Consider the following 22,313-nt stretch of genomic DNA (forward strand, 5'->3'; position numbering starts at 1 on the left):
TTATTCATTTCATGATGGTGCGAACCCATCCAAAATACTGGATCATTCAACTTTAAAACCGGAGCTATCTTAACAAATAAAAAACCATGCCTAAGCATGGTTTTAAACTTTTGTTAAAATATTGAGTATTTTATTTGATCGTCTGCTTGGTATGAATCACATCACCCAGATCATAGCCCAGCGACTTGGCATATTCTAAATACTCGTTGACGACTGCCTGATCGGGTTGTTGGCTACGGGACAATACCCACATATATTTGCGGCGTGGTTCACCCACCAATACAGTCTGATAGTTTTCATCAAGTTTAAGTACCCAATAATCACCGCGACCGAAAGGCAACCAGCGAATCGCTTCAGGCAAGAAACTGACTTTTAATTTGCTATTGAAAGGTGCATTTTGAATAAATGCCTCTCCAATTGACTGGGTGAGTTTACCCTCTTTGGTATAGCAGCGGTTATCTACGACTACATTACCGTTCTCGTTCAGGGTATAGGTCGCAGTGACATCGCGATCACATTTATTTTGAAAATATAAAGGCTTACGGGCAACTTCATACCAGACACCCAGATATTTATCCAGCTCAACCCTTTCCACCGTTTGCAGTGGCTTGGTTTGTGCATATGCCATTGTCGCCATGCCCAAACCCACCAACACCGCTCCACCCACGGCAATTTTAGCCAGTGTATAGCCCGCTTTTGGAAGATTATTGCTTGTCATAAAAGTACCTTCAGTCAATTTTTTAAATTCTTAAAGTGCTTACGCATTTAAAAATAACGACTCCGACCAAATCATACTGTAGCGTTATGTAATGATTTTGCAATAAAAATCATCCAACTAACTGAGCATCTGTGCCTTCAGGCGTACAATCTCATCCCGTAGTCGCGCTGCCTGTTCAAACTGCAGTTCCTTCGAGGCTTTGAGCATCTCTTTTTCCAGTTTGGACAAATGCTTTGCCAGCAATTTAGGGTCTGCCAGAATGTGGCGTTCATCGGCACTCAAGGCACGGGCCTGATCCGAAATCTTCTCGTCAATCTGGTCATCAGTCAACACTTCACCGGTATCAATATCTTGGCTGTTTTGACGCTTGGTGCTGCGCGGTGTAATGCCATGCAGTTCATTAAATTCGATCTGTTTGGCACGGCGGCGTTCGGTTTCATCAATGGCTTTTTGCATAGAGTCCGTAATCCGGTCGGCATACAAAATCGCTTTACCTTTCACGTTACGTGCAGCACGGCCAATGGTTTGGATCAATGAACGCTCCGAGCGCAGGAAGCCTTCTTTGTCGGCATCCAGAATGGCCACAAGCGACACTTCCGGCATATCCAGACCTTCCCGCAGCAAGTTAATCCCGACCAGCACATCATGCACACCGCTACGCAGCTCATGGATAATCTTGGTTCGCTCCACGGTATCAATATCTGAATGCAGATAAGCCACCTTGACTCCATATTCTTTTAAATACGAAGTTAAATCTTCTGCCATCCGTTTGGTCAAAGTCGTCACCAGAACACGCTCATCCAGTTCCTTACGGATATTGATTTCCGACAGTACATCATCCACCTGGGTCAGCACGGGACGAATTTCGATTTCAGGATCGACCAGTCCGGTTGGACGAACTACCTGCTCGGCAATCTGCTGCGCTTTTTCCAGCTCATATTTTGCTGGCGTTGCACTGACATAAATCGTGGAGGGAATAATCCGTTCCCATTCTTCAAACTGCATGGGACGGTTATCCAGCGCACTTGGCAAACGGAAACCATAATTGACCAGATTCTCTTTACGCGAGCGGTCGCCTTTATACATGGCACCAATCTGCGGCACCGTAACATGCGATTCATCAATAATCAGCAAGGCATCATCGGGAATATAGTCAAACAATGTCGGTGGCGCTTCGCCTGCCGGACGGCCGGATAAATGCCGTGAATAGTTTTCAATGCCGTTGGTATAGCCCAACTGCTGCATCATCTCCAGGTCGTAGCGAGTACGCTGTTCAATGCGCTGTGCTTCCAGCAGTTTATCATTGGCCCGAAAGAAGCCTAAACGCTCCTGAAGTTCCTCGCGGATGGTGCCGATGGCGCGCTGCAAGTTATCTTTCGGAGTAACATAATGACTTTTAGGATAAATGGTCACGCGCGGTACTTTACGCACCATTTTTCCGGTTAAGGGGTCAAACCAGCGAATGGAATCGACTTCATCATCAAACAGCTCGATACGAATCGCATCCTGATCCGACTCGGCCGGGAAAATATCAATAATTTCACCACGGATACGGTAAGTACCGCGCAAGAATTCCAGCTCGTTACGGGTATATTGCATTTCCACCAGACGGCGAATAATGTCATCACGGCTGATCCGGTCCCCCTGCACAATATGCAGCAACATGCTCATATAGGCATTCGGATCACCCAGACCATAAATGGCCGAAACGGAAGCGACAATAATGGCATCACGGCGTTCTAATAATGCCCGGGTCGCTGAAAGACGCATCTGGTCAATATGGTCATTAATGGCCGAGTCTTTTTCAATGAAGGTATCGGAAGATGGCACATAAGCTTCCGGCTGATAATAGTCATAATAGCTGACAAAATATTCAACCGCATTATTGGGGAAAAATGACTTGAATTCGCCATACAGCTGCGCAGCCAGAGTCTTGTTATGTGCCATCACAATGGTGGGACGCTGCAACTGGGAAATCACATTGGCCATGGTATAGGTTTTACCTGAACCGGTTACTCCAAGCAGCAACTGGTCGTGATAGCCTTTTTGAATGCCCTTGACCAATTTTTCAATGGCTTGTGGCTGATCACCTGCAGGCTGATAGCTGGTCACTAATTCAAAAGGTTGATGACTATCCGACATATTATTCAGCTTCTATACTTAAATACAGTTTCAATAATATGAGGGTTAAAACTCAACATTCAACATCAATGTTCCGATATTTACTGAGGGACTTATATCAAGAAAATTCCAACATTTTTGTCTTGACCGCATGCGCATTCAATAGCAACATGAAACAAAGCATCCTGATCACAATAAAGCCTATGACTTACCATTACCATGACGAAAGTATTGTCAAAAATTTACCGGAAGATACCGTTTTTGTTTTTGGCAGCAACATGGCAGGAAACCATGCAGGTGGGGCTGCGCGTACCGCCCTACAACATTTTGGTGCAGTGCAAGGCGTAGGTCGTGGCTGGGCCGGTCAAAGTTATGCCATTCCGACCATGAACGAGCATTTGCAGCAAATGCCCTTGTCGCAAATTCAGCACTATATTGATGACTTCAAGATTTATACCAAAAACCATCCGAAAATGACCTATTTCATTACCTCGGTGGGTTGCGGGATTGCCGGCTATAAAACCGAAGAAATTGCGCCAATGTTCAAGGGCATTTCCCATAATGTGATTTTCCCCATTTCTTTCCGCCCTTTTGTAGAAAGAGCCTTACCCAAACTGACCCGTCATTTTCTTAGAACGGTATTTACCGATGAGGTTATTTTCTCCTCTCCAGATGAAGATATTACTACCACTTTAGATTTGTCAGAAAATGAAAAAAGTGCTGCCCGAATTATTTTAAATACTCAAATGTACCCAACCGACAGTAATGGCCGGGACCGAAATTTTGAAATTTCAGACATTTTGCATGTATTAAACGGCAAGATTTTTGACTGGCAAAACCATTCTGAAGGTTCCATGATGTTTGGCGGAGTCATTCTAGCCTTGCTTGAACTCTACAATATCAATGAAAAAGACTTTATGGATGTCTGGCAAGGTGAACGTGAAATCTCTCCACCCAAGCCAGAAAATAAAGCCCGCAGAAAACCGCGTTAATTGTTAGTTTCAGCGAATCAAAGCCAATTCCTGAATTGGCTTTTTTTATTCGTCTTACTTTTTTATTTTGCGACACAGCTCTCATTAAAGATAAATATTATTTTGCTTATCACATGATTTTAAAATAATTTTTTTAAGCATATACTTCATACTTAAATGACCATAAAAATGACGAGCATCTTGAATGGATATGCTGGACTCCCCTTTTTTTGAACTGTCTCCCGTGGCCATGTGGCTGGAGGACTATAGTAAAATCAAAAAACAATTTGACCTCTGGCGTAATCAGGGCGTGCAAGACCTGTTCAGTTTCCTGCAAGAAGATGAATCGCGCATTCTTGAATGCGCAAAAAAAATTAAATTATTAAAAGTGAATTCTAAGACCCTTGAGCTTTATCAGGCCAATAACTTTGAACATTTATCTCAAAACCTGGCGTCAGTCTTTAAGGAAGACATGACAAAAACCCATATTCACGAACTTGTTGCATTGTGGAATGGTGAAACCCGTTTTTCCAATCCCGCAGTAAACTATACCTTGACTGGAAAGCGCCTGGATATCCAGCTCAAAGGCCTTGTATTGCCTCAACATGAACAGGATTTATCCTTAGTCTTAATTACCACTGAAGACATCACGCCTTACACCGAAGCCTGCCGTATGGAAGAACGAAGCCGCCATATGGCAGAGGCGCGCTTTACCTATTCTCCGACCTCGCTTTGGATCGAAGATTTCAGCCGTATTAAAATTAAACTGGATCAATTACGTAAATTAGGCATTGAGGATTTTCCAACTTTTCTGGATGTACATAATGAATTTGTCATTGAATGCATCAAGGAAATTAAAGTTATTGATGTCAATCAAGCCACACTCGATTTGTTTGGTGCTCCAAGCAAAGATATTTTATTAAAAAATATTCATATCGTTTTTGCCGAGGAAATGGTTCGGACTTTTCGGGAACAATTGATTGAACTGTGGAATGGTCATCTGCATCATCAACGTGAAGCGGTCAATTACGCAATTGATGGCAGCATTCGCCATGTGCTGCTGCAATTTACCGTATTTCCAGATTATCTGGATGACTGGAGCATTGTACAGGTTGCCCTGACTGATATTACCGCGCGTAAAAAGGCTGAACATTATCTTGAATATTTAGGCAAACACGATGTACTCACCAAACTGTGCAACCGTTCTTTTTATGTGGCAGAACTGAACCGGCTTGAACGCAATCTATTACGTCCAATCTCATGTATTTTTATAGATTTAAACGGGCTGAAAACCCTGAATGACAGTCAGGGACACGATGCTGGTGACGGCGTCTTGCGGCGTATAGGCAACATCCTGAACCAGTTGATCCAGCATACGCCCTATTCGGCTTCACGCATTGGCGGAGACGAGTTTGTAGTCCTTTTACCGGGTGCAGATGAAGCAGCCTTGCAAAACTGCCTGCAAAGCCTGCATGAACTTTTGCTGGTGGACAATCAATTTTACGCCAATCAGCCGATCAGCCTGTCTATAGGTCATGCGACAAATTTGGAGCACGAACGGATTGAAGATATGCTGAAGCGTGCTGACCTGGAGATGTATCACCAGAAAAAGAATTACTATCAGAACAATGATAGACGAAGCCAGCTTTCCAGCTCGAGTTAAAGGTTCCACCCCCCGGGTTATACGGCAATAAAAAAGCCATGGTCTGACCATGGCTTTTTTATTTCTATATGAAGAATTTAACGCTTGCCCATGGAACGGCGTGTACCACGTGGTGGCATCCAGGTACGATCAGCATAGCGCTGCGGTTTAGGGCGTAAATCTTCAAAGACTTCATCGGAAGAATTTTCATCGACCTTTTTAATCGGGAAAGGTAAATTAACCAAGGGTTTTTTCTTGGGCGTATTTTGGGTGCTCATGTGATTCACTCAAGGATTTCTACGACATATTGTACGGAAAAATGCCTCTCAGTGCGAGACAGGATTTTTACTCAGCTTGCAAACTCTGGAGTTTGCTGAAGATGATCGGTTTTTAACCACACCGGCCTGTTCATTGATCAGGTCAGAACCTTATATTCACCCCAGAAATGCATTAAAAAAATATAAATATCATATTAATTTTTGGCTCTTTTTAAGCTCAAGAATTTTTTTCTATTAATCAAAATAACGTGTTACATAAAATTATTTTTCCACATGTTATTGAAACAAAATAGCTATTTTTTTACATGAATACTACCCGATTAATATTTTTTAGTAACAAAGTGATTTTTCTCTAAATATAGAATAAGAAAAGTGAACGAAAAAAAAATGAATAATCGCAAAATGGACATGGAGTCCCTGAATGAAAAAAACATTCCTTTATATGATGTCGTCTCTTGCTGCCCTACCTGCTGTGAGCTATGCCGATTCCCCCTATTTCAGTTTAAAAGATGGCGATGGCTTTAAACGCTTTTCTGTTTCTGTGGGAGCACTACATGTCATGCCTCAAGGTAAAGCCCAGCCCTTTCAGGTGAATACGGCTGTTAAAAACGGTGAAGTGGCCAAGAATGGCGATATTCAGGTTGATACCGTACTCAACAATCTGAATCCCGAGGTCGATCAGGCTGCACTGGCCACCGTTTTAAGAGGTTTAGGCTTTTTTACCGGAGGTCAGCTGGGAAGCGAACTCAGTGGCAGCTCACAGATTTATGGGTTAGAGCAATGGGATAATCCGGGTACGGGTCTTGAGGCCGATGATGTTACTACCCTAGGGATCATGACCAATTATTTCTTTACCGATAATGTGTCCTTTGAGATGAAAGCAGGTATTCCGCCCAAAGTTGACTTACAGGGTAAAGGAAAAATTTATGCACCTTTCTCTGCTGTGGCAACACCGCAAATTGGCAACTTGCCTTTAGAGTTCCTCAATATTGACCTGAAAAATGATATTTTTATTACCGATCTGGAAGCTCATGGACCCGCGGCTTCAGCACGTGCCTGGACGCCTGCCTTTGAGTTCCAGTATCACTTTGGTAAAACCGGAGTCAATAAATTCCGCCCTTATGTGGGTGTAGGTCTGATGTATGCTTATTTTAATGAATTGGAAATTAACCCGCATACAGAACAGGACTTGATTGCAGCCGGTCATATGATTGCCAATATCAAACAGGGCAATGCCGGAGCCTCACTGGAAGGCAAACCGAGTCTAGCCAATCCTAAAGTCGATCTCGAAGCAACCGATGCTATTGCCCCGATTGCGACTGTCGGTTTCACCTATGATTTTAATGAGCGCTGGTTTGCTGTGGGATCTGTATCTTATGCTCATCTTAAAAATGAAACCACGATTACGGTATCTGATGAAAAATTAGGAACATTAATTACCTCCAAAGCGGATATTGAAGTCAACCCGATACTTGCTTATGCAGGGATCGGTATGCGTTTCTAAGTTTTCAATCATTAAAAGACGGCGTTATGTCGTCTTTTCATTTTTATAAACCTTTCTATAACTTAATTTTATCTTTTGTTGAAATTTAATTTAATCGCCTCGTCCTTTATAATCGAATAACATAGCCGCAACACAGCCCAGCATGGATGAATTATGTCAGACACCCGTTTTTCCAAACCTCTGATTTACATGTTAATTGGAAGTGCCATTATTCTGGCTTTGTCCTTGGGTGTCCGTCATGCATTTGGTCTGTATCTGGTGCCCATGAGCCATGAATTTGGCTGGGGCCATAATGTGTTTAGTCTGGCCATTGCCATGCAAAACCTGATTTGGGGCGCAGTGCAACCTGTTACCGGCGCTTTTGCCGACAAATACGGCAGTAAAGTTGTGGTTGCAGTGGGTGGTGCCCTCTATAGCCTTGGCCTGTTGCTGATGGCGGTCAGCTCAAGTGGTTTGCTGCTGAATTTAAGTGTCGGCTTAATTCTGGGTCTGGCACTTTCTGCGACCTCTTTTCCCGTGCTGCTGTCTGCTGTGGGACGTGCCGCACATCCTGAAAAGCGCAGTCTGGCGATGGGTATTGCCAGTGCCGCAGGTTCTTTCGGACAGTTTATTATGCTGCCGTCTACTCTGCTGCTGTTACAAAGTATCGGCTGGTCGGCCGCATTGATGGTCAGTGCCATTTTAATTGCTTTAATTATTCCATTGGCATGGACATTAAAAGCTCCGGCTTATGTACATCCGAATATATCGGCTGCCATTAAACCCGCATTGGGCGTCAAAGAAATTCTGGTGATTGCCAAAAACCATAAACCGTTCTGGTTCCTGTCTTTAGGCTTTTTTGTCTGCGGTTTTCAGGTGGTCTTTATTGGTATTCATTTACCTGGCTATCTGATTGATCACGGTTTTTATGCCACTACAGGCACAGTATTTTTGGCTCTGGTCGGTTTATTTAATATTGTCGGTACCTATACTGCAGGCTGGCTGGGTGGAAAATACTCCAAGCCTCATTTGCTGATGGGTCTATATGGCCTGCGTGGTATTGCCATTATTGGCTTTTTATTGCTGCCTTTGAGTACCTGGACAATTTACAGCTTTGGCGTCATTATGGGCTTATTGTGGTTATCCACGGTTCCCCTGACCAATGGCATTGTGGCGAACATGTTTGGCATAAAATACTTAAGTATGCTCAGTGGCATCGTGTTTTTTACCCATCAGGTCGGTTCATTTTTTGGTGGATGGCTGGGTGGTGTCAATCATGACATGACCGGCAACTATAATATGATCTGGATGTTTTCTATCCTGTTAAGTGTATTTGGTGTTCTGGTTCATTTCTTTGTCAATGAGGAGCATGTGGTTCATGACTGATTCTATGCTTGGACTTAAAATCCTGATTGCTGCAGCGATTGCCCTGTTATTGGCCATCGCCATTATGCTTTGGGTTCGAACCCCACAACTGTTTGAGTATTTCAATCAGGCCTTTTGTGCACATTAAACTGCTGATTTTCAAACACAGCAACAGCTATTTTTATACTAAAAAATACAGTTTTTATTAAAAGCTGTATTTTCAATATATTAGTTAAATTTATGCATTTTTTCATAAACTTAGAATAATTTTTGATTTTTCATCCCCTGCCTTTTTTCTTAGATTGAGCATTAACGAAAAAACAATCTGAGCAACAAACATGACCGCATTAACCCAACTTTCTCAAGCTATTCATGATGCACCGCGCTGGCACCAGCCAGAACAATTTCAAAACCCCCAGGAGATTACGATTTTGCCCTTAGAGGGCGAAGCTTTAGGGGCTGTGGTTTTTGGGCTGGATGCGCGTAAAGCCCAAGCGGGTGAAACCATTTACCATCTGAAGCAGGCACTGGCCGAGCATCTGATTTTAATCTTTAAAAACCAGCATCTGGACGATTTACAGTATTTGGCCTTTGCCAGCTATTTTGGCTCCATTTTCCGCCCAAGCGCAGATAATCCCGTACTTGCCACCCAAGCCGATACCGGTACACCACCCGATGTCGTGCCTGTTTCCAATGCTGTGGGACAGGGTGATTACACCGGGCATGGCGAATTGAATCCGCATGCCGATCACCAATGGACGCCACAACCATCTTTTGGTTCATTGCTTTATGCCATTGAATTACCTGAGGATGGCGGACAAACCTCCTGGTTTAATACCATCCGGGCTTATGACGCTTTAGATGAAGCAACCAAACAGCAGATCGATCAATTACAACTGATTACCTATAACCCCTTTGTCCGCCGCCAATACCTAAAAGATAATGATACCAATGGTTATGGCAGCAGTCCCTTATACCGTTTTAAAGATCAGCCGATTATTGGCCATGCCTATCCCCATCCACTGGTGCGCACCCATCCTGAGAGTGGTCGTAAAGCGCTTTGGTTAAATACCCATTCCGAAGTAGAGCTGGTCAATTATGATGATCAGGCTGGCAGTGAATTGATTGCTTCATTGCGCGAACATCTGTTAAAACCTGAATTCCGCTATGAACATCAATGGCAACAGGGCGATATTGTATTTTGGGATAATCAGGTTACCCTACATTCACGCAAATCATTCCCAAGCGAGCAACGCCGCTTATTGAAACGCATCAGTCTGGCAGGCGGTCGACCTTATTAAGGGTATTCCTGAATCTGAAATAATAACAATAAAAAAGTGTCATAAAGTTACTCCACAGCATCATGACCCCATCTACATTTACGAATACGCAAAATCGTAAATAAAATAAAAAATGCGTCATGATGCTGCAATTTTTTTATTTCCCCTTTTTTCTTAGGATATGCTCCATTCTCTTATCAGTAACGACCCGGGTGATACATCAAATCGGGGATGATTAGACTTCTTTCATAAATTCCCCTTATTTCTCTCTAGGGGAGAAAAATAAAGAGGGTGTGAACAATCATGAAAGAAGTCTATTTTTAATGATGGTCATCTTGTTTAAATATTTACGAGTTAAATTAAAAAATAAAAGCCCATCAAAAGTAACTACTTGGGATGGGCTTTTTCATGTTAGAAATATGCATTGCGGAAAAACCGCATAACAAGGCAAATCTGGCCTGTTAATCTTGCTTAAGCTAAAACTCAAATATTTTGGATCATTATGTTGCCTTCTGTTCCTACGCTGTCAAATTTCAGCTTATTTAAAATATTTCTTAAATTAGGCTGTACGGCATTTGGCGGTCCGGCAGCGCATCTGGTGTTTTTTTATCGGTGTTTTGTGCAACAGCTTGGCTATCTGGATGAGCAGCAATATAGCCATCTCCTGGCCTTGGCACAAATTTTACCTGGCCCGACCAGTAGCCAGATGGGCATTGCAATTGGTTATCAGCTAAAAGGTTATCGGGGTGCACTACTGGCATGGCTCGGCTTTACTTTACCTTCGGCACTGCTTATGACCCTTGCGGCAATGCTGGGCCTGCAATTTTCTGCTTATTTTTCTGCCGATTTTTTCCATGTGATTCAACTGATTGTATTTAGCGTGGTGGCGTGGGCATTCTGGCAAATGTTACGCAGCTTTTGCAAAGACCAATGGCAATATGTATTCATGCTGGTGTCGGGCTTATTTGTCTATCTGGTTCCCATCAGTATCAATCAGGTGTTGGTGATTCTGTTCGGTGCTTTGGCAGGACTGGTTTATCTGCATTATTTTCCGCAAAAAAGTACCCTTAAACCTGTTACGCGCATCTCCATCACCGCTAAAAAATCTTTTGCTTATCTCTGGCTGATTTTATTTGCCTTGCCTTTTGTGCTGGTTCCACCGCTACAATATTTCTTTCCCAATATTTGGCTAGACAGTTTTACCGGTTTATACCGCACGGCTTCTCTAGTCTTTGGTGGCGGTCATATTATTTTGCCATTTTTACAGCAGGACTTTGTTGAATCCGGCCTGGTCTCCCAGCAACATTTTGACCTGGGCTATGCCATTGCCCAGTTGATGCCAGGCCCCTTATTCAGTTTTGCCAGTTATCTGGGTGCTTTATTGCCTTTAAGTTCATCGGCGGCACTGAATGCAGCTTTTGCAACGGCAGTGATTTTCTTGCCTTCTTTTTTCCTCATTTTTGGCGCTTTACCTTACTGGTCGCGTTTAATGCAATTTCCGCGTTTATTTCAGGCTTTGGCAGGAATTAATGCCGCTGTGGTGGGCCTGTTATTATGCCTGGTGGTACAGATGGGTGAAAAATATATACGGTCTGGCCTAGATATTGTTTTTATTATCGCAGTCATTGCATTGCTTAAGAGCAAAGTTCCAGTCTGGCTGACCTTAATCAGCAGTTTCTTCAGTTATTATGGACTGTTGTGGCTATTGGATCATTATGACCTTTTCTCATTCGGCCTCTAATATGCAATGATCTCATATTTACATAAGGGGAGTTTTTACCTAGCGCATTCGATTACTTAAAGTGGACACTGTTTACTTTTAATCACTCAATCTCTCTATTTTCTTGCTCTATTTCTGATTAGCTTATTTAGATATCAATTTTAAACCTATCGATCAGGAAAACAGGATGAATAATATAGCCAGCTTTTCAGATTGTGCCCAAATGTGTATGACCTGCTCTTTGACCTGTACCGGTTGTGCAGCCGCTTGTCTGGATGAAAATGACCTGGAGATGATGCGTGAATGCATCAAACGTTGTCTGGACTGTGCAGATATCTGCAACTTATGTGCCCGATCCGAACAAAGGTCTTCTGCCTTTATGCAGGAAATCTGTCAGCTTTGTGCCCAAATGTGTGATTACTGCGCCAAAGAATGCAGCAAGCATAACGCTGAACATTGCCAGCAATGTGCAGAAACTTGCCAGCAATGTGCGGCAGAATGCCGTAAAATGGCAACCTAAATGCAGATGCTTGATAGAAAAAAATAGTAAATCCATCTGATCACTATTTTTTCATTTGATCTGCGGGTTTGCACAATCGCTATCCCCTAATCCCCTAGGCTGAGATGATATTTAATACTACAAAATAAACAAAAACCCGTAAGCATGCACTTACGGGTTTCGCATTTAAAATTCAGAAAATCTTAGAATAAACGGTTCATACCATTCAAGGTTGCCACACGATACGCTTCTGCCATGGTCGGATAGTTAAACGTAGTTTCCACAAAATACTTGATGGTATTGTTCGGGCTGTTCATCACGGCTTGACCAATGTGAATAATCTCGGCAGCGTTATTACCAAAGCAATGTACACCCAGAATTTCCAGAGTGTCACGGTGGAATAGAATCTTCAATTCACCTACCGTATCACCGGTAATTTGCGCACGCGCCAAATGACGGAAAGAGGCCTGCCCCACTTCATACGGGATTTTTTCTTCAGTCAGTTGCTGTTCAGTTTTACCAATCGAAGAAATCTCCGGAATGGTATAAATTCCTGTCGGGATATCAGTTACTGGTGCAACGTCTTTCTCGCCGCTCATATTTGCGCCCGCACAACGACCTTGGTCATAAGCAGCAGAAGCCAGGGATGGCCAACCAATCACGTCACCCGCAGCATAGATATTGTCCACTTCAGTCTGGTACTTATCATTGACATTCAATTGACCACGGCTGTTTGGTGTAATACCTACATTTTCAAGACCTAAACCATCCGTATTCCCTGAACGGCCATTACACCATAAAATGGCATCGGCTTTAATTTTCTTACCACTTTGTAAATGCATTACTACGTGATCATCAAAAGTTTCCAAATGATCAATCTGTTCATTGTGACGAATCAAGACACCCTGTTCACGCAAGTGATAAGACAGCGCATCTGAAATTTCATCATCCAGATAACTGAGCAATTTAGGCTGGGTATTGATCAAATCAACTTTATGGTCCAAACCAATAAAGATGGATGCATATTCACAACCAATCACACCTGCACCATAAATGATGATTTTCTTGATGGAGAAATCCAGATCCAGAATTTTGTCTGAATCAAATACACGTGGATGATTAAAATCAAGCACTGAAGGACGGTATGGACGTGAACCTGTCGCAATCACCAGCTGCTGAAAACTTAAAGTTTCAGTAATACCTTCCGGACTGAAAATCAGGATGGTATTTTTGTCTTGTATATAAGCACGACCATGATAGATATCAATTTTGTTACGATCATAGAAGCGCGAGTGGGTATCGACTTGCAACTGAATGACTTTGTGTGCATTGCGCAGCACTTGTTTCATGGTGAACTGTTTCCATTCACCCACTTTTTGGAACATTGGGTCACGTTGGTAACGCAAAATACTCGATACAGTTTGACGTAATGCTTTACTTGGAATGGTACCTACGTGTGTACAGTTACCACCTAACTGTTCACGCATATCAACTATTGCAACACGCTTGCCTGATTTAGCAAGTTTCATTGCCGCGCCTTCACCCGCAGGGCCTGAACCGAGAACTACCGCATCGTATTTAACGAAAGTTCCACTAATGACCTCTTTTTTACGTGGCATTCAACGCTCCTATCTTCAATATTGGTCTATCTTGGCTATATTATGACGTAAATACTCGCAATTTTCTGTATTTACCTCACATATATTAAGTGATGACTACATTTATTAAATGAATATCCTTTTTACCCCATTTAGATTCAAGTCCGTTATAATGAGAGACCTAATATATCTAGTATCTCCCCCGTCAAAAAACAGTGGAAAAGTTGAATATGTCTGAAAACCGTAAACCTGAACAGGGTGTCAAACTTCGTGGCGCAGAGAAAGTCGCTCGTATTCCTGTAAAAGTTGTACCTACGGTTGAAACGCCACGCAAACCGGACTGGATTCGCGTGAAAATGGCGGCACCAGATGAAGTTCAACGCATTAAAACCACCTTGCGTGCACAAAAACTGCATACAGTGTGTGAAGAAGCCGCTTGCCCGAACCTGCCAGAATGTTTTGGTGGCGGTACCGCAACCTTTATGATCATGGGTGATATCTGTACCCGTCGCTGTCCGTTCTGCGACGTGGCACATGGTCGTCCAAATGCACTGGACCCGGACGAACCGCGTCATATGGCCGAAACCATTGCCAACCTAGGCTTAAAATATGCCGTGATTACTTCGGTTGACCGTGATGATCTCAGAGATGGCGGTGCACAGCATTTCGTGGACTGCATTAAAGAAGCCCGCAGCTTGAGCCCAAATACCTTATTGGAAATTCTGGTTCCGGATTTCCGTGGTCGTATGGACGTAGCGCTTCGCATCATGACCGAGTGTCCACCGGACGTATTTAACCACAATATTGAAACCGTACCACGCCTGTATAAAGCGATGCGTCCGGGTTCAGACTATCAGCATTCTTTAAACCTGCTGAAAATGTTCAAGGAATACTGCCCGGATGTTCCAACCAAATGTGGCCTGATGGTCGGTATTGGTGAAACTGAAGAAGAAGTGATTGCCCTGCTGGATGACTTAAAAGCCCATGATGTCGATTACGTGACTATTGGTCAGTATTTACAGCCTTCTAAAGAACACGCACCGATTGACCGTTTCGTGACTCCAGAAGAATTTGAACGCTACACAGCCCATGGTCAAAAACTTGGATTCAAGAATATCTGGGCAGCCCCAATGGTTCGCTCAAGTTACTTTGCCGACCGTCAATATTATGGTGAACCGGTTCCAGCCGTACGCCGTAAAGTTGACCCTGCGAAAAAAATTGCGGTTCAGACCATTGAAGCTTAATTGAAAATCAGCCTGAAACCAGGCGGTTCAACAAATGTCAATCTAATAAGTTTAGATTGGCATTTTTATTTCCAGCTAAAAAAGATAAAAATGAGACATAAAAAATCCCCTATTTAAATAGAGGATTTGTGAAATCAAAAGCATTTAAGCAGCTTGATGTGGTACACCACTATGGAAACGGAAAGTATCATCTTCAGAGAGGATTAAATTCTTTTCCACTTCACGGATATGCTGAATGCGCCCCTGAATGTCTTCTTCCGGATCTTTCATTTTAGACGTTTTGGCAACATCTAAAGCCAGTGCCAGATAATCTTCATAATGGCGTGATTCAGACTTGAGCAGGTAACGGTAATAACGTCCTAACTCTTCATCAACCAGTGGGGCAAGCGCATAAAAACGCTCGCAGGAACGTGCTTCCACAAAGGCACCAATAATCAGCACGTCAATCAGTGCTTCAGGTTCATAGGTGCGAATTTCCTTGCGCAAGATCCCTGCATAACGACCGGCACTCACCGCTTTCCATTCCTGTCCGCGTTTCGACATGAATTCCAGCACCTGCTCATAATGCAGCATCTCTTCGCGTACCAGTTGTGCCAGCTTGACCTGCAAATCGGTAAAAAAGCTGTAACGAAACATCAGGTTCATGGCTGTTCCAGCGGCTTTTTTCTCACAATTGGCATGATCCTGCATGAGCAACTCCAGGTTATTCACAGCTTCATCTAGCCAGGTTTTCGGCGTTTCACATCCCAGGAAGCCAATCACAGGTTTCATGAGATCATCATAATGGGTTGTCGACATAACGTTTAAACTTAAATCTTAACGTGCTGCTTTAATCACAGCTTTCATTTGTTGAACAGCTTTCGCCAAACCGACAAAGACTGCATCGGCGATAATGGAATGACCGATATTGAGCTCATGAATGTGTGGAATTGCAGCAATTGGCGTGACATTGTCCAGGTTCAGACCATGTCCTGCATTCACGATCAGACCTTTAGATGCAGCATATTCCGCACCTTTGACAATACGCTCAAGTTCATGCTGCTGTGCTTCTGCGGTTTCAGCATCGGCATAGGCACCTGTATGCAACTCGATGGTGGGCGCACCGCAAGCCACGGCTGCATCAATCTGCTCAAAGTCGGCATCAATAAATAAAGACACTTCACAGCCAATAGCAGACAAGGCCTGAGTCGCGGCTTTAACCTCTTCAAAATGCCCCACCACATCCAGGCCACCTTCAGTGGTGACTTCCTGGCGCTTTTCAGGCACAAAGCACACATGATGCGGCTGAATTTCCTTGGCAAACTCCACCATCTCAGGCGTGACTGCCATTTCCAGGTTCATATGGGTTTTTAGCACCGGACGCATACGGCGTACATCATCATCCTGAATGTGACGACGGTCTTCACGCAAATGCAGGGTAATCCCCTCCGCTCCTGCCTGTTCGCAAATTAAAGCAGCATTCACTGGATCTGGATAAGTGGTTCCGCGCGCCTGTCGCAAAGTCGCCACATGGTCAATATTTACACCAAGCAATGCAGCCATAACAATTTCCTAACCATGTTTAAAATTAAGATTGAGATTGAGTATTTTGAATCCACAATTGACGGCTTTTCAGCGGTCGGTCGCCCAAAAGAGCGGTGATAATCTGCCGATAAAGCTTAGTCAATAATTGTAACTGCTCATGATTGAAATCCCTACCTTTTTCATAATCACGCATCGAAAGAATCTGCTGTCCAGATAAAGTCGAACGTGACCGTTGCACTGTAGGAATAAAGCCATCATTGAGCTGAAACAGATAAGATTGTGATTCCTGAATTTTATGTTGCTGGGCATCCACCGTAAAATCAAGTGCATAGCCCAGTTCTTCCAAAAGTGCATGTTCGAACTGACGTAAAATTTGTCTTAAGAAAAGATCCGGATGCTCCTGCTGTGCCAACTTTTGCAATTGCTGCAAGGTCTGATGATACTGCACAAAGCTTTGCGGCATTTCCACTTCAACCGGGCACAAGCGCAGGATAATTTCATTCAGATAAAAACCGGAAAAGAAGGCATCGCCAAAAAAGAAAATGGGCTGATTGACAATTTCCAGTTTGGTAAAATTTTTAAGCTCAGATTTACCGGAAGCCTGTAAACAGATCGGCTGGTATTGCGGTGGCGGCGTTTGCCTTAAGATTCCATCCACGCGACCATGCTCCTGGGTAAACAGATGCACAATATGGCTGCGCTCACGGTATTTACGATGATGGATTAAATAGCCATGCAAGGTTTCATTGCGCATAAAGAATGAAGTCTAATCCTTTTTCTTTTCTGGATCAGAATCTTCATCCTCTCCATCCGGAATGACAGCACCCACCACAGCTGCTGTACCTTTCACCACGCCTTTGGTAGTTTTATACGCCACTTTTACCGGAACTGTAACAATCTTGTGAATACAGCCTTGCAGGAACACTACACATGCTACAACAGTCAGTACTTTAATCATTACAGTTCCTTCCAAAGTAAAACCTAGATTTTAGATATCACTATAACCCAAGCTTTTCAGTGCACGTTCATCATCAGACCAGCCACCTTTGACTTTCACCCAAAGGGTCAGCATGATTTTCTGTTCAAACATTTTTTCCATGTCGGTACGGGCATCCATACCAATTTTCTTCAATTTTGAACCTTTTTCACCAATCACGATAGCCTTTTGACCAGGGCGATCGACAAAAATGGTCGCATCAATATAGGTACAAGCCGCTTTTGGACGACCGGTTTTCGGATTGATGGTGGCTTCCTCAGTCTTGAAGGATTCAATTTGCACGGTCAAATCATACGGCAGTTCTTCACCCAGTTGACGCATGATTTTTTCACGAATCACTTCCGAAGCAAGGAAACGTTCTGAACGGTCCGTAATCTGATCCAGTGAATAAAGCGGTGGCTGGAATGGCAAATACTTTTCAATGGTATTCCGCAAATGCTCAAGGTTGGCACCACGTAAGGCTGATACAGGTACGATCTCGGCAAAGTTCATCAATTTTGCACGTTCCTGAATCAAGGGTAATGCCTGATTCTTGTTTTCAAAAGTATCCAGCTTATTGATCACCAGAATCACCGGCATTTCTGCATTTTTCAGCTTTTCCAGCACCAGTTCATCATTTTGGGTCCACTTTTGCGCATCCACCACAAACAGCACCAGATTCACATCTCGTAGTGCCGAATGAGCCGCACGGTTCATCATTTTATTGATGGCACGTACTTCTTTCTTGTGCATCCCCGGCGTATCCACAAAGACTGCCTGAGATTTTTCACGGCTATCAATCCCGACAATTTTATGACGTGTGGTTTGCGGTTTACGTGAAGTGATAGAGAGCTTTTGACCTAGCAAATGGTTCATCAATGTAGATTTACCCACATTCGGGCGTCCTACAATTGCAACAAAGCCACTTTTAAAGTCCGAAGGAATCGTAGTTCCTTGCGAACTGAAGAATTGATTAATTAAATCATTGCCGCTGTCTTGCGGCTCGTGATCAGCATCGATGTGATCGGAATGAGTAGTCATTAAGACTTTTGCTCCAATTGTTTTAAGATATCTGCCGCAACTGCCTGTTCGGCAAAGCGACGACTTGAACCCTCACCATACAATACAGGCAAGCCCTCAATGGTACATTCCACCTTGAAATGCTGATTGGGAGCATCACCTTGAATATCTACAACATCATAAACCGGGAGAGGCTTTTTACGTGCCTGTAAATATTCCTGTAAGCGTGATTTAGGATCTTTGAGTTGGTCTGTAGGTTCAATATGGTCCAAATATGGCGCGTACCATTTCAATACGATGTCTTGTAAAACCTTCAGATCATGACAATCGACATAAATTGCACCAATAATCGCTTCTACAGTATCAGCAAGAATAGATTCTCGATGATGTCCACCCGATTTCAACTCACCCGTGCTCAGAATTAAACATGGGCCGAGTTTCAAATCGTTTGCAATTTTGCCTAATGCTTCCTGACGAACCAGTGTGGCACGCATACGCGTTAAACGCCCTTCATTTTCATGCGGGTAGGCTTGATACAAATAATGGGCAATGATCATCCCTAACAATGAATCGCCGAGAAATTCCAGGCGCTCATAGTTAGTTTTATGACTAACCGATCGGTGGGTCAGTGCAAGCTGCAATAATTCAGGCTGTTTGAACTGATAACCGATACGGTGGACTAAGCGCATATCACTTAGTTTGGACTGACCTTTGATCAAAACTTTTCTCGAACTTTAACACTAAATCTATATTGAGCAAGAAAGGCTTTCTTATCTCATAATCTTTTTTCACTTGTAGCCCATCAATATTGGTCACCTGAGCAATTTCATCAAATTTAAGATCGCGAACATTGTTCATCTCTAAACGTTGACTCATCTGACTTGCAAACTTTGAAGGATCGGTATCGGCCGGGCTACTTTGCAACAACTCTGTAATCTGGCTATCTACAACCCGATCATCCCAGTACGGTGCCCAAACAGCAATTGCAATTTTCACTAAAAAAGCGAAACCAATCACTGCAATTAAAATTGCAATATAGGATGCCCCTTGTTGATTTTTACGCATTTGTTATTTTCCAATCATGCTTAATCAATAATACCGTTGCGGTTAAACGACGGTAATTTAAATCCAGGTTCTTTATGCATCCATTTATAGAATGCACGACCTGTGAGGTTTTCTTCTGGTACAAAGCCCCAAAAACGACTGTCAGCACTTTGATCGCGGTTATCCCCCATCGCGAAGTAGTGACCTTCAGGTACTTTCACTTCCCAATATAAACCATTTTCAGATGAATATTTACCATTTTCAACATAGTTGATAAAGGGTGCCTGACGGGCAACATTTACCCCTTCAAGCTCACGCATCTTGAAGGTATGTTTACCGAGCGTTTCCTGATGGTAAATGGGTTCTGGTGTATCGAGAATATCTTTTTCACGGCTAAATTCTACAGGAACTTTCGCCACTTTTTGTCCATTGATAATGAGCTGGCCATGGTCATAGACGATATGATCTCCCGGCAAACCCACCACACGTTTGATATAACTGATGGTCGGTTGTGGCGGATAACGGAATACAATCACATCGCCACGTTCCGGTTCACCGACATCAATTACCTTGGTATTGACAATCGGTAGACGTACACCGTAGTTAAACTTGTTGACCAGAATAAAATCACCCGTTTCCAAGGTCGGAACCATAGAATCGGACGGAATGTTAAATGGCTCATACAGGAATGAACGCAGCACCAGCACGACGGCCAGTACTGGCCAGAAATCATATGCCCATGTGATGATGAAATTTTCATTCCCCTTGCCCCGTGTTTGTCTTTGTTTAAAGACAAATTTATCGAGTAGCCACACCAAAAAGAAAATCAGTGTGACGGGTACAAGGATTAAATTAAAATCAAAATCCATGAGCGATATAACCTCTATTATTTATTATCTTTCTACTTTCAACACAGCAAGGAACGCTTCCTGCGGGATTTCAACACTACCCACCTGCTTCATACGTTTCTTACCTTCTTTCTGCTTGGCAAGAAGTTTTTTCTTACGCGATACGTCACCACCATAACATTTGGCCAGTACGTTTTTACGCATGGCTTTTACGGTTGAACGGGCAATGATTTGCGCACCAATCGCGGCCTGAATGGCGACATCAAACATTTGACGCGGAATTAGGTCTTTCATTTTTTCAACCAGTGCAATACCACGGTGACGTGCATCCTGACGGTGACAGATCATCGCTAAAGCATCAACTTTCTCACCATTAATGAGCACATCCACTTTGACCAGCGATGAACTTTCAAAACGGATAAAGTTGTAGTCTAAAGATGCAAAACCACGTGAACATGATTTCAATTTATCAAAGAAATCCATGACCACTTCGGCCATCGGAATTTCAAAGGTAATCGAAACCTGATTAGCCATGAACTTCATGTCTTTTTGTACACCACGGCGTTCCACGCACAAGGTCATCACGTTACCCAGGTATTCTTGTGGTACCAGAATATGACATTCTGCAATCGGTTCACGCAAATCTTCTACCGTCGAACCATCCGGCATTTTTGATGGACTGTCGATATAGATCGTTTCACCATTCTTCATCACGGCTTCGTAAATTACGGTTGGCGCAGAAGAAATGAGGTCAAGATCGTACTCACGCTCTAGACGTTCCTGTACGATTTCCATATGCAACATGCCGAGGAAGCCACAGCGGAAACCAAAACCTAAGGCATCTGAACTTTCAGGTTCAAAGAACAATGCCGAGTCATTGATTTGCAGTTTATGCAGCGCTTCGCGGAACGGTTCAAAATCACTTGAGTCGATCGGGAAAAGACCTGCATACACCTGCGGTTTAACCTTTTTGAAACCCGGTAAAGTCGGTACTTCCGGCGTTGCCGCAAGCGTGATGGTATCGCCGACTGGCGCACCAAAAATATCTTTAATCCCGGCAATGATAAAACCCACTTCTCCGGCTTCTAAAATGCCGGTTTCGGTATGTTTAGGATTGAAGATACCGACCGAGGTAATGATGTGCGATTGGCCTGTTGATTTAATCAACATTTTATCGCCCTTACGCACGCGCCCCTGTTTGATACGCACCAAAGACACCACGCCGAGGTAATTATCGAACCATGAATCAATAATCAAGGCTTGTAGCGGTGCTTCACGATCACCTGTAGGTGCGGGAATAACATTGACCAGTGTTTCAAGTACACCTTCAATACCGAGACCTGTTTTCGCTGAACAGGTCGGTGCCTCGGTCGCTTCAATCCCGATGATGTCTTCAATTTCCTGAATCACACGTTCAGGTTCAGCCTGCGGCAAGTCAATCTTGTTGAGTACAGGGAGTACTTCAAGTCCCTGTTCAATCGCGGTATAGCAGTTCGCAACAGACTGGGCTTCAACGCCCTGCGCAGCATCGACAACCAGAAGTGCACCTTCACATGCCGCAAGCGAACGTGATACTTCGTATGAAAAGTCTACGTGTCCTGGCGTGTCAATAAAGTTTAATTGGTATTCCTGACCGTTCGGATGGGTATAGTACAGGGTCACGGATGCCGCTTTAATGGTAATACCGCGCTCACGTTCCAGTTCCATAGAATCCAGAACCTGAGCCTGCATTTCGCGATCTTGCAAACCGCCACAGGTTTGAATAAAGCGATCCGCCAGTGTCGATTTACCATGATCGATATGCGCAATAATCGAGAAGTTACGAATGTTTTTAATATCAACAGATTTTTTAGCTTGCGCCATGGGCTACCTTGAGAAAAAAACACGCCATGCAAACAATAGTTAATGCATGGCAAAAGCTGAATAGAAATTGCGTAGGATTATAGCAGATGGATTTTTCAATGTATCCTAAATAATGAGTT

General features: G+C 43.4%; 22 protein-coding genes. 9 read left to right on the forward strand and 13 right to left on the reverse strand.

From position 1 onward, the window contains the following. Positions 1 to 130: 130 nt before the first annotated feature. Together E0H88_RS05325 and uvrB are read right to left on the reverse strand one after the other, a co-directional pair. Entirely contained in the window at positions 131 to 718 is a 588-nt protein-coding gene (locus E0H88_RS05325; RefSeq protein ID WP_131273371.1) for a lipocalin family protein, read from the reverse strand. Positions 719 to 835: 117 nt separating this feature from the next. Continuing rightward, a complete protein-coding gene (uvrB, locus tag E0H88_RS05330; protein ID WP_092818577.1) occupies positions 836 to 2,860 on the reverse strand; it encodes an excinuclease ABC subunit UvrB in 2,025 nt (674 codons plus the stop codon). Between the two features lie 182 nt (positions 2,861 to 3,042). Here uvrB and E0H88_RS05335 point away from each other — a divergent pair, with 182 nt between their 5' ends. After that, complete coding sequence (locus E0H88_RS05335; protein ID WP_092818578.1) at positions 3,043 to 3,831, forward strand: A1S_2505 family phage non-structural protein; 789 nt, start codon at positions 3,043 to 3,045, stop codon at positions 3,829 to 3,831. A 184-nt stretch (positions 3,832 to 4,015) separates the two neighbouring features. After that, the gene (locus tag E0H88_RS05340; protein WP_131273372.1) at positions 4,016 to 5,473 is read left to right on the forward strand and encodes a sensor domain-containing diguanylate cyclase; all 1,458 of its coding nucleotides are present in this window, start codon (positions 4,016 to 4,018) and stop codon (positions 5,471 to 5,473) included. 77 nt (positions 5,474 to 5,550) lie between these two features. Here the strand turns inward: E0H88_RS05340 and E0H88_RS05345 are convergent, their stop codons facing one another. Beyond that, on the reverse strand, positions 5,551 to 5,730 hold the full coding sequence (locus E0H88_RS05345; RefSeq protein WP_092818580.1) for a hypothetical protein: 180 nt from the start codon (positions 5,728 to 5,730) through the stop codon (positions 5,551 to 5,553). A 421-nt stretch (positions 5,731 to 6,151) separates the two neighbouring features. Between E0H88_RS05345 and E0H88_RS05350 the strand changes: the two genes are divergently transcribed. From E0H88_RS05350 to E0H88_RS05370, 6 genes are all read left to right on the forward strand, one after another. Next, positions 6,152 to 7,234: an OmpW/AlkL family protein gene (locus tag E0H88_RS05350; protein WP_131273373.1), complete on the forward strand. Its 1,083-nt coding sequence runs from the start codon at positions 6,152 to 6,154 to the stop codon at positions 7,232 to 7,234. Between the two features lie 153 nt (positions 7,235 to 7,387). Next, positions 7,388 to 8,599, forward strand: a complete 1,212-nt coding sequence (locus E0H88_RS05355; protein WP_131273374.1) for an MFS transporter — start codon at positions 7,388 to 7,390, stop codon at positions 8,597 to 8,599. Continuing rightward, positions 8,592 to 8,726: a hypothetical protein gene (locus E0H88_RS16205; protein ID WP_286364007.1), complete on the forward strand. Its 135-nt coding sequence runs from the start codon at positions 8,592 to 8,594 to the stop codon at positions 8,724 to 8,726. Before E0H88_RS05355 ends, E0H88_RS16205 begins: the two co-directional genes overlap by 8 nt. Positions 8,727 to 8,916: 190 nt before the next feature. Then, positions 8,917 to 9,879, forward strand: coding sequence for a TauD/TfdA dioxygenase family protein (locus E0H88_RS05360; protein ID WP_131273375.1), 963 nt, complete (start codon positions 8,917 to 8,919; stop codon positions 9,877 to 9,879). Between the two features lie 481 nt (positions 9,880 to 10,360). Further along, positions 10,361 to 11,599 (forward strand): chromate efflux transporter, encoded by a 1,239-nt coding sequence (gene chrA / locus E0H88_RS05365; RefSeq protein ID WP_131273376.1) that lies wholly within the window; start codon positions 10,361 to 10,363, stop codon positions 11,597 to 11,599. Between the two features lie 166 nt (positions 11,600 to 11,765). Then, positions 11,766 to 12,098, forward strand: coding sequence for a four-helix bundle copper-binding protein (locus E0H88_RS05370; protein ID WP_131273377.1), 333 nt, complete (start codon positions 11,766 to 11,768; stop codon positions 12,096 to 12,098). 182 nt (positions 12,099 to 12,280) lie between these two features. Here E0H88_RS05370 and sthA read toward each other — a convergent pair whose 3' ends face one another. After that, complete coding sequence (gene sthA, locus E0H88_RS05375; RefSeq protein WP_092818586.1) at positions 12,281 to 13,696, reverse strand: Si-specific NAD(P)(+) transhydrogenase; 1,416 nt, start codon at positions 13,694 to 13,696, stop codon at positions 12,281 to 12,283. 209 nt (positions 13,697 to 13,905) lie between these two features. Between sthA and lipA the strand changes: the two genes are divergently transcribed. Next, positions 13,906 to 14,919, forward strand: a complete 1,014-nt coding sequence (gene lipA / locus E0H88_RS05380) for a lipoyl synthase (protein WP_131273378.1) — start codon at positions 13,906 to 13,908, stop codon at positions 14,917 to 14,919. A 144-nt stretch (positions 14,920 to 15,063) separates the two neighbouring features. On the opposite strand, the gene E0H88_RS05385 is transcribed toward lipA, so the two are convergent. From E0H88_RS05385 to lepA, 9 genes are read right to left on the reverse strand one after another with little or no spacing between them, the layout of a single operon-like run. Continuing rightward, the gene (locus E0H88_RS05385) at positions 15,064 to 15,717 is read right to left on the reverse strand and encodes a MiaE family protein (RefSeq protein WP_131273379.1); all 654 of its coding nucleotides are present in this window, start codon (positions 15,715 to 15,717) and stop codon (positions 15,064 to 15,066) included. Positions 15,718 to 15,735: 18 nt separating this feature from the next. Beyond that, on the reverse strand, positions 15,736 to 16,461 hold the full coding sequence (pdxJ, locus tag E0H88_RS05390; protein ID WP_131273380.1) for a pyridoxine 5'-phosphate synthase: 726 nt from the start codon (positions 16,459 to 16,461) through the stop codon (positions 15,736 to 15,738). Between the two features lie 25 nt (positions 16,462 to 16,486). Continuing rightward, positions 16,487 to 17,197: a DNA repair protein RecO gene (gene recO, locus E0H88_RS05395; protein WP_131273381.1), complete on the reverse strand. Its 711-nt coding sequence runs from the start codon at positions 17,195 to 17,197 to the stop codon at positions 16,487 to 16,489. 12 nt (positions 17,198 to 17,209) lie between these two features. Next, positions 17,210 to 17,401 (reverse strand): NF038104 family lipoprotein, encoded by a 192-nt coding sequence (locus E0H88_RS05400; RefSeq protein WP_131273382.1) that lies wholly within the window; start codon positions 17,399 to 17,401, stop codon positions 17,210 to 17,212. Positions 17,402 to 17,431: 30 nt separating this feature from the next. After that, on the reverse strand, positions 17,432 to 18,460 hold the full coding sequence (gene era, locus E0H88_RS05405; protein WP_092818592.1) for a GTPase Era: 1,029 nt from the start codon (positions 18,458 to 18,460) through the stop codon (positions 17,432 to 17,434). Next, a complete protein-coding gene (rnc, locus tag E0H88_RS05410) occupies positions 18,460 to 19,158 on the reverse strand; it encodes a ribonuclease III (RefSeq protein ID WP_092818593.1) in 699 nt (232 codons plus the stop codon). The genes era and rnc overlap by 1 nt, the downstream gene beginning before the upstream one ends. Continuing rightward, complete coding sequence (locus tag E0H88_RS05415; protein WP_131273383.1) at positions 19,130 to 19,504, reverse strand: DUF4845 domain-containing protein; 375 nt, start codon at positions 19,502 to 19,504, stop codon at positions 19,130 to 19,132. The genes rnc and E0H88_RS05415 overlap by 29 nt, the downstream gene beginning before the upstream one ends. A 20-nt stretch (positions 19,505 to 19,524) precedes the next feature. Continuing rightward, complete coding sequence (gene lepB, locus E0H88_RS05420) at positions 19,525 to 20,352, reverse strand: signal peptidase I (protein WP_131273384.1); 828 nt, start codon at positions 20,350 to 20,352, stop codon at positions 19,525 to 19,527. A gap of 24 nt (positions 20,353 to 20,376) precedes the next feature. Beyond that, a complete protein-coding gene (gene lepA, locus E0H88_RS05425) occupies positions 20,377 to 22,194 on the reverse strand; it encodes a translation elongation factor 4 (RefSeq protein WP_092818596.1) in 1,818 nt (605 codons plus the stop codon). Positions 22,195 to 22,313: the final 119 nt, after the last annotated feature.

Source organism: Acinetobacter sp. ANC 4216 (genome assembly GCF_004331195.1).
Lineage (GTDB): Bacteria > Pseudomonadota > Gammaproteobacteria > Pseudomonadales > Moraxellaceae > Acinetobacter > Acinetobacter kookii.

Coding starts and splice junctions, on each gene's coding strand:
- E0H88_RS16205 (WP_286364007.1), top strand. CDS start 8,592: ATGACTGATTCTATGCTTGGACTTAAAATCCTGATTGCTGCAGCGATT.
- pdxJ (WP_131273380.1), bottom strand. CDS start 16,461: ATGGCTGCATTGCTTGGTGTAAATATTGACCATGTGGCGACTTTGCGA.
- era (WP_092818592.1), bottom strand. CDS start 18,460: ATGACTACTCATTCCGATCACATCGATGCTGATCACGAGCCGCAAGAC.
- E0H88_RS05415 (WP_131273383.1), bottom strand. CDS start 19,504: ATGCGTAAAAATCAACAAGGGGCATCCTATATTGCAATTTTAATTGCA.
- E0H88_RS05400 (WP_131273382.1), bottom strand. CDS start 17,401: ATGATTAAAGTACTGACTGTTGTAGCATGTGTAGTGTTCCTGCAAGGC.
- E0H88_RS05355 (WP_131273374.1), top strand. CDS start 7,388: ATGTCAGACACCCGTTTTTCCAAACCTCTGATTTACATGTTAATTGGA.
- lepA (WP_092818596.1), bottom strand. CDS start 22,194: ATGGCGCAAGCTAAAAAATCTGTTGATATTAAAAACATTCGTAACTTC.
- chrA (WP_131273376.1), top strand. CDS start 10,361: ATGTTGCCTTCTGTTCCTACGCTGTCAAATTTCAGCTTATTTAAAATA.
- E0H88_RS05370 (WP_131273377.1), top strand. CDS start 11,766: ATGAATAATATAGCCAGCTTTTCAGATTGTGCCCAAATGTGTATGACC.
- lipA (WP_131273378.1), top strand. CDS start 13,906: ATGTCTGAAAACCGTAAACCTGAACAGGGTGTCAAACTTCGTGGCGCA.
- recO (WP_131273381.1), bottom strand. CDS start 17,197: ATGCGCAATGAAACCTTGCATGGCTATTTAATCCATCATCGTAAATAC.
- E0H88_RS05325 (WP_131273371.1), bottom strand. CDS start 718: ATGACAAGCAATAATCTTCCAAAAGCGGGCTATACACTGGCTAAAATT.
- lepB (WP_131273384.1), bottom strand. CDS start 20,352: ATGGATTTTGATTTTAATTTAATCCTTGTACCCGTCACACTGATTTTC.
- E0H88_RS05350 (WP_131273373.1), top strand. CDS start 6,152: ATGAAAAAAACATTCCTTTATATGATGTCGTCTCTTGCTGCCCTACCT.
- E0H88_RS05345 (WP_092818580.1), bottom strand. CDS start 5,730: ATGAGCACCCAAAATACGCCCAAGAAAAAACCCTTGGTTAATTTACCT.
- E0H88_RS05360 (WP_131273375.1), top strand. CDS start 8,917: ATGACCGCATTAACCCAACTTTCTCAAGCTATTCATGATGCACCGCGC.
- E0H88_RS05335 (WP_092818578.1), top strand. CDS start 3,043: ATGACTTACCATTACCATGACGAAAGTATTGTCAAAAATTTACCGGAA.
- E0H88_RS05340 (WP_131273372.1), top strand. CDS start 4,016: ATGGATATGCTGGACTCCCCTTTTTTTGAACTGTCTCCCGTGGCCATG.
- sthA (WP_092818586.1), bottom strand. CDS start 13,696: ATGCCACGTAAAAAAGAGGTCATTAGTGGAACTTTCGTTAAATACGAT.
- E0H88_RS05385 (WP_131273379.1), bottom strand. CDS start 15,717: ATGTCGACAACCCATTATGATGATCTCATGAAACCTGTGATTGGCTTC.
- uvrB (WP_092818577.1), bottom strand. CDS start 2,860: ATGTCGGATAGTCATCAACCTTTTGAATTAGTGACCAGCTATCAGCCT.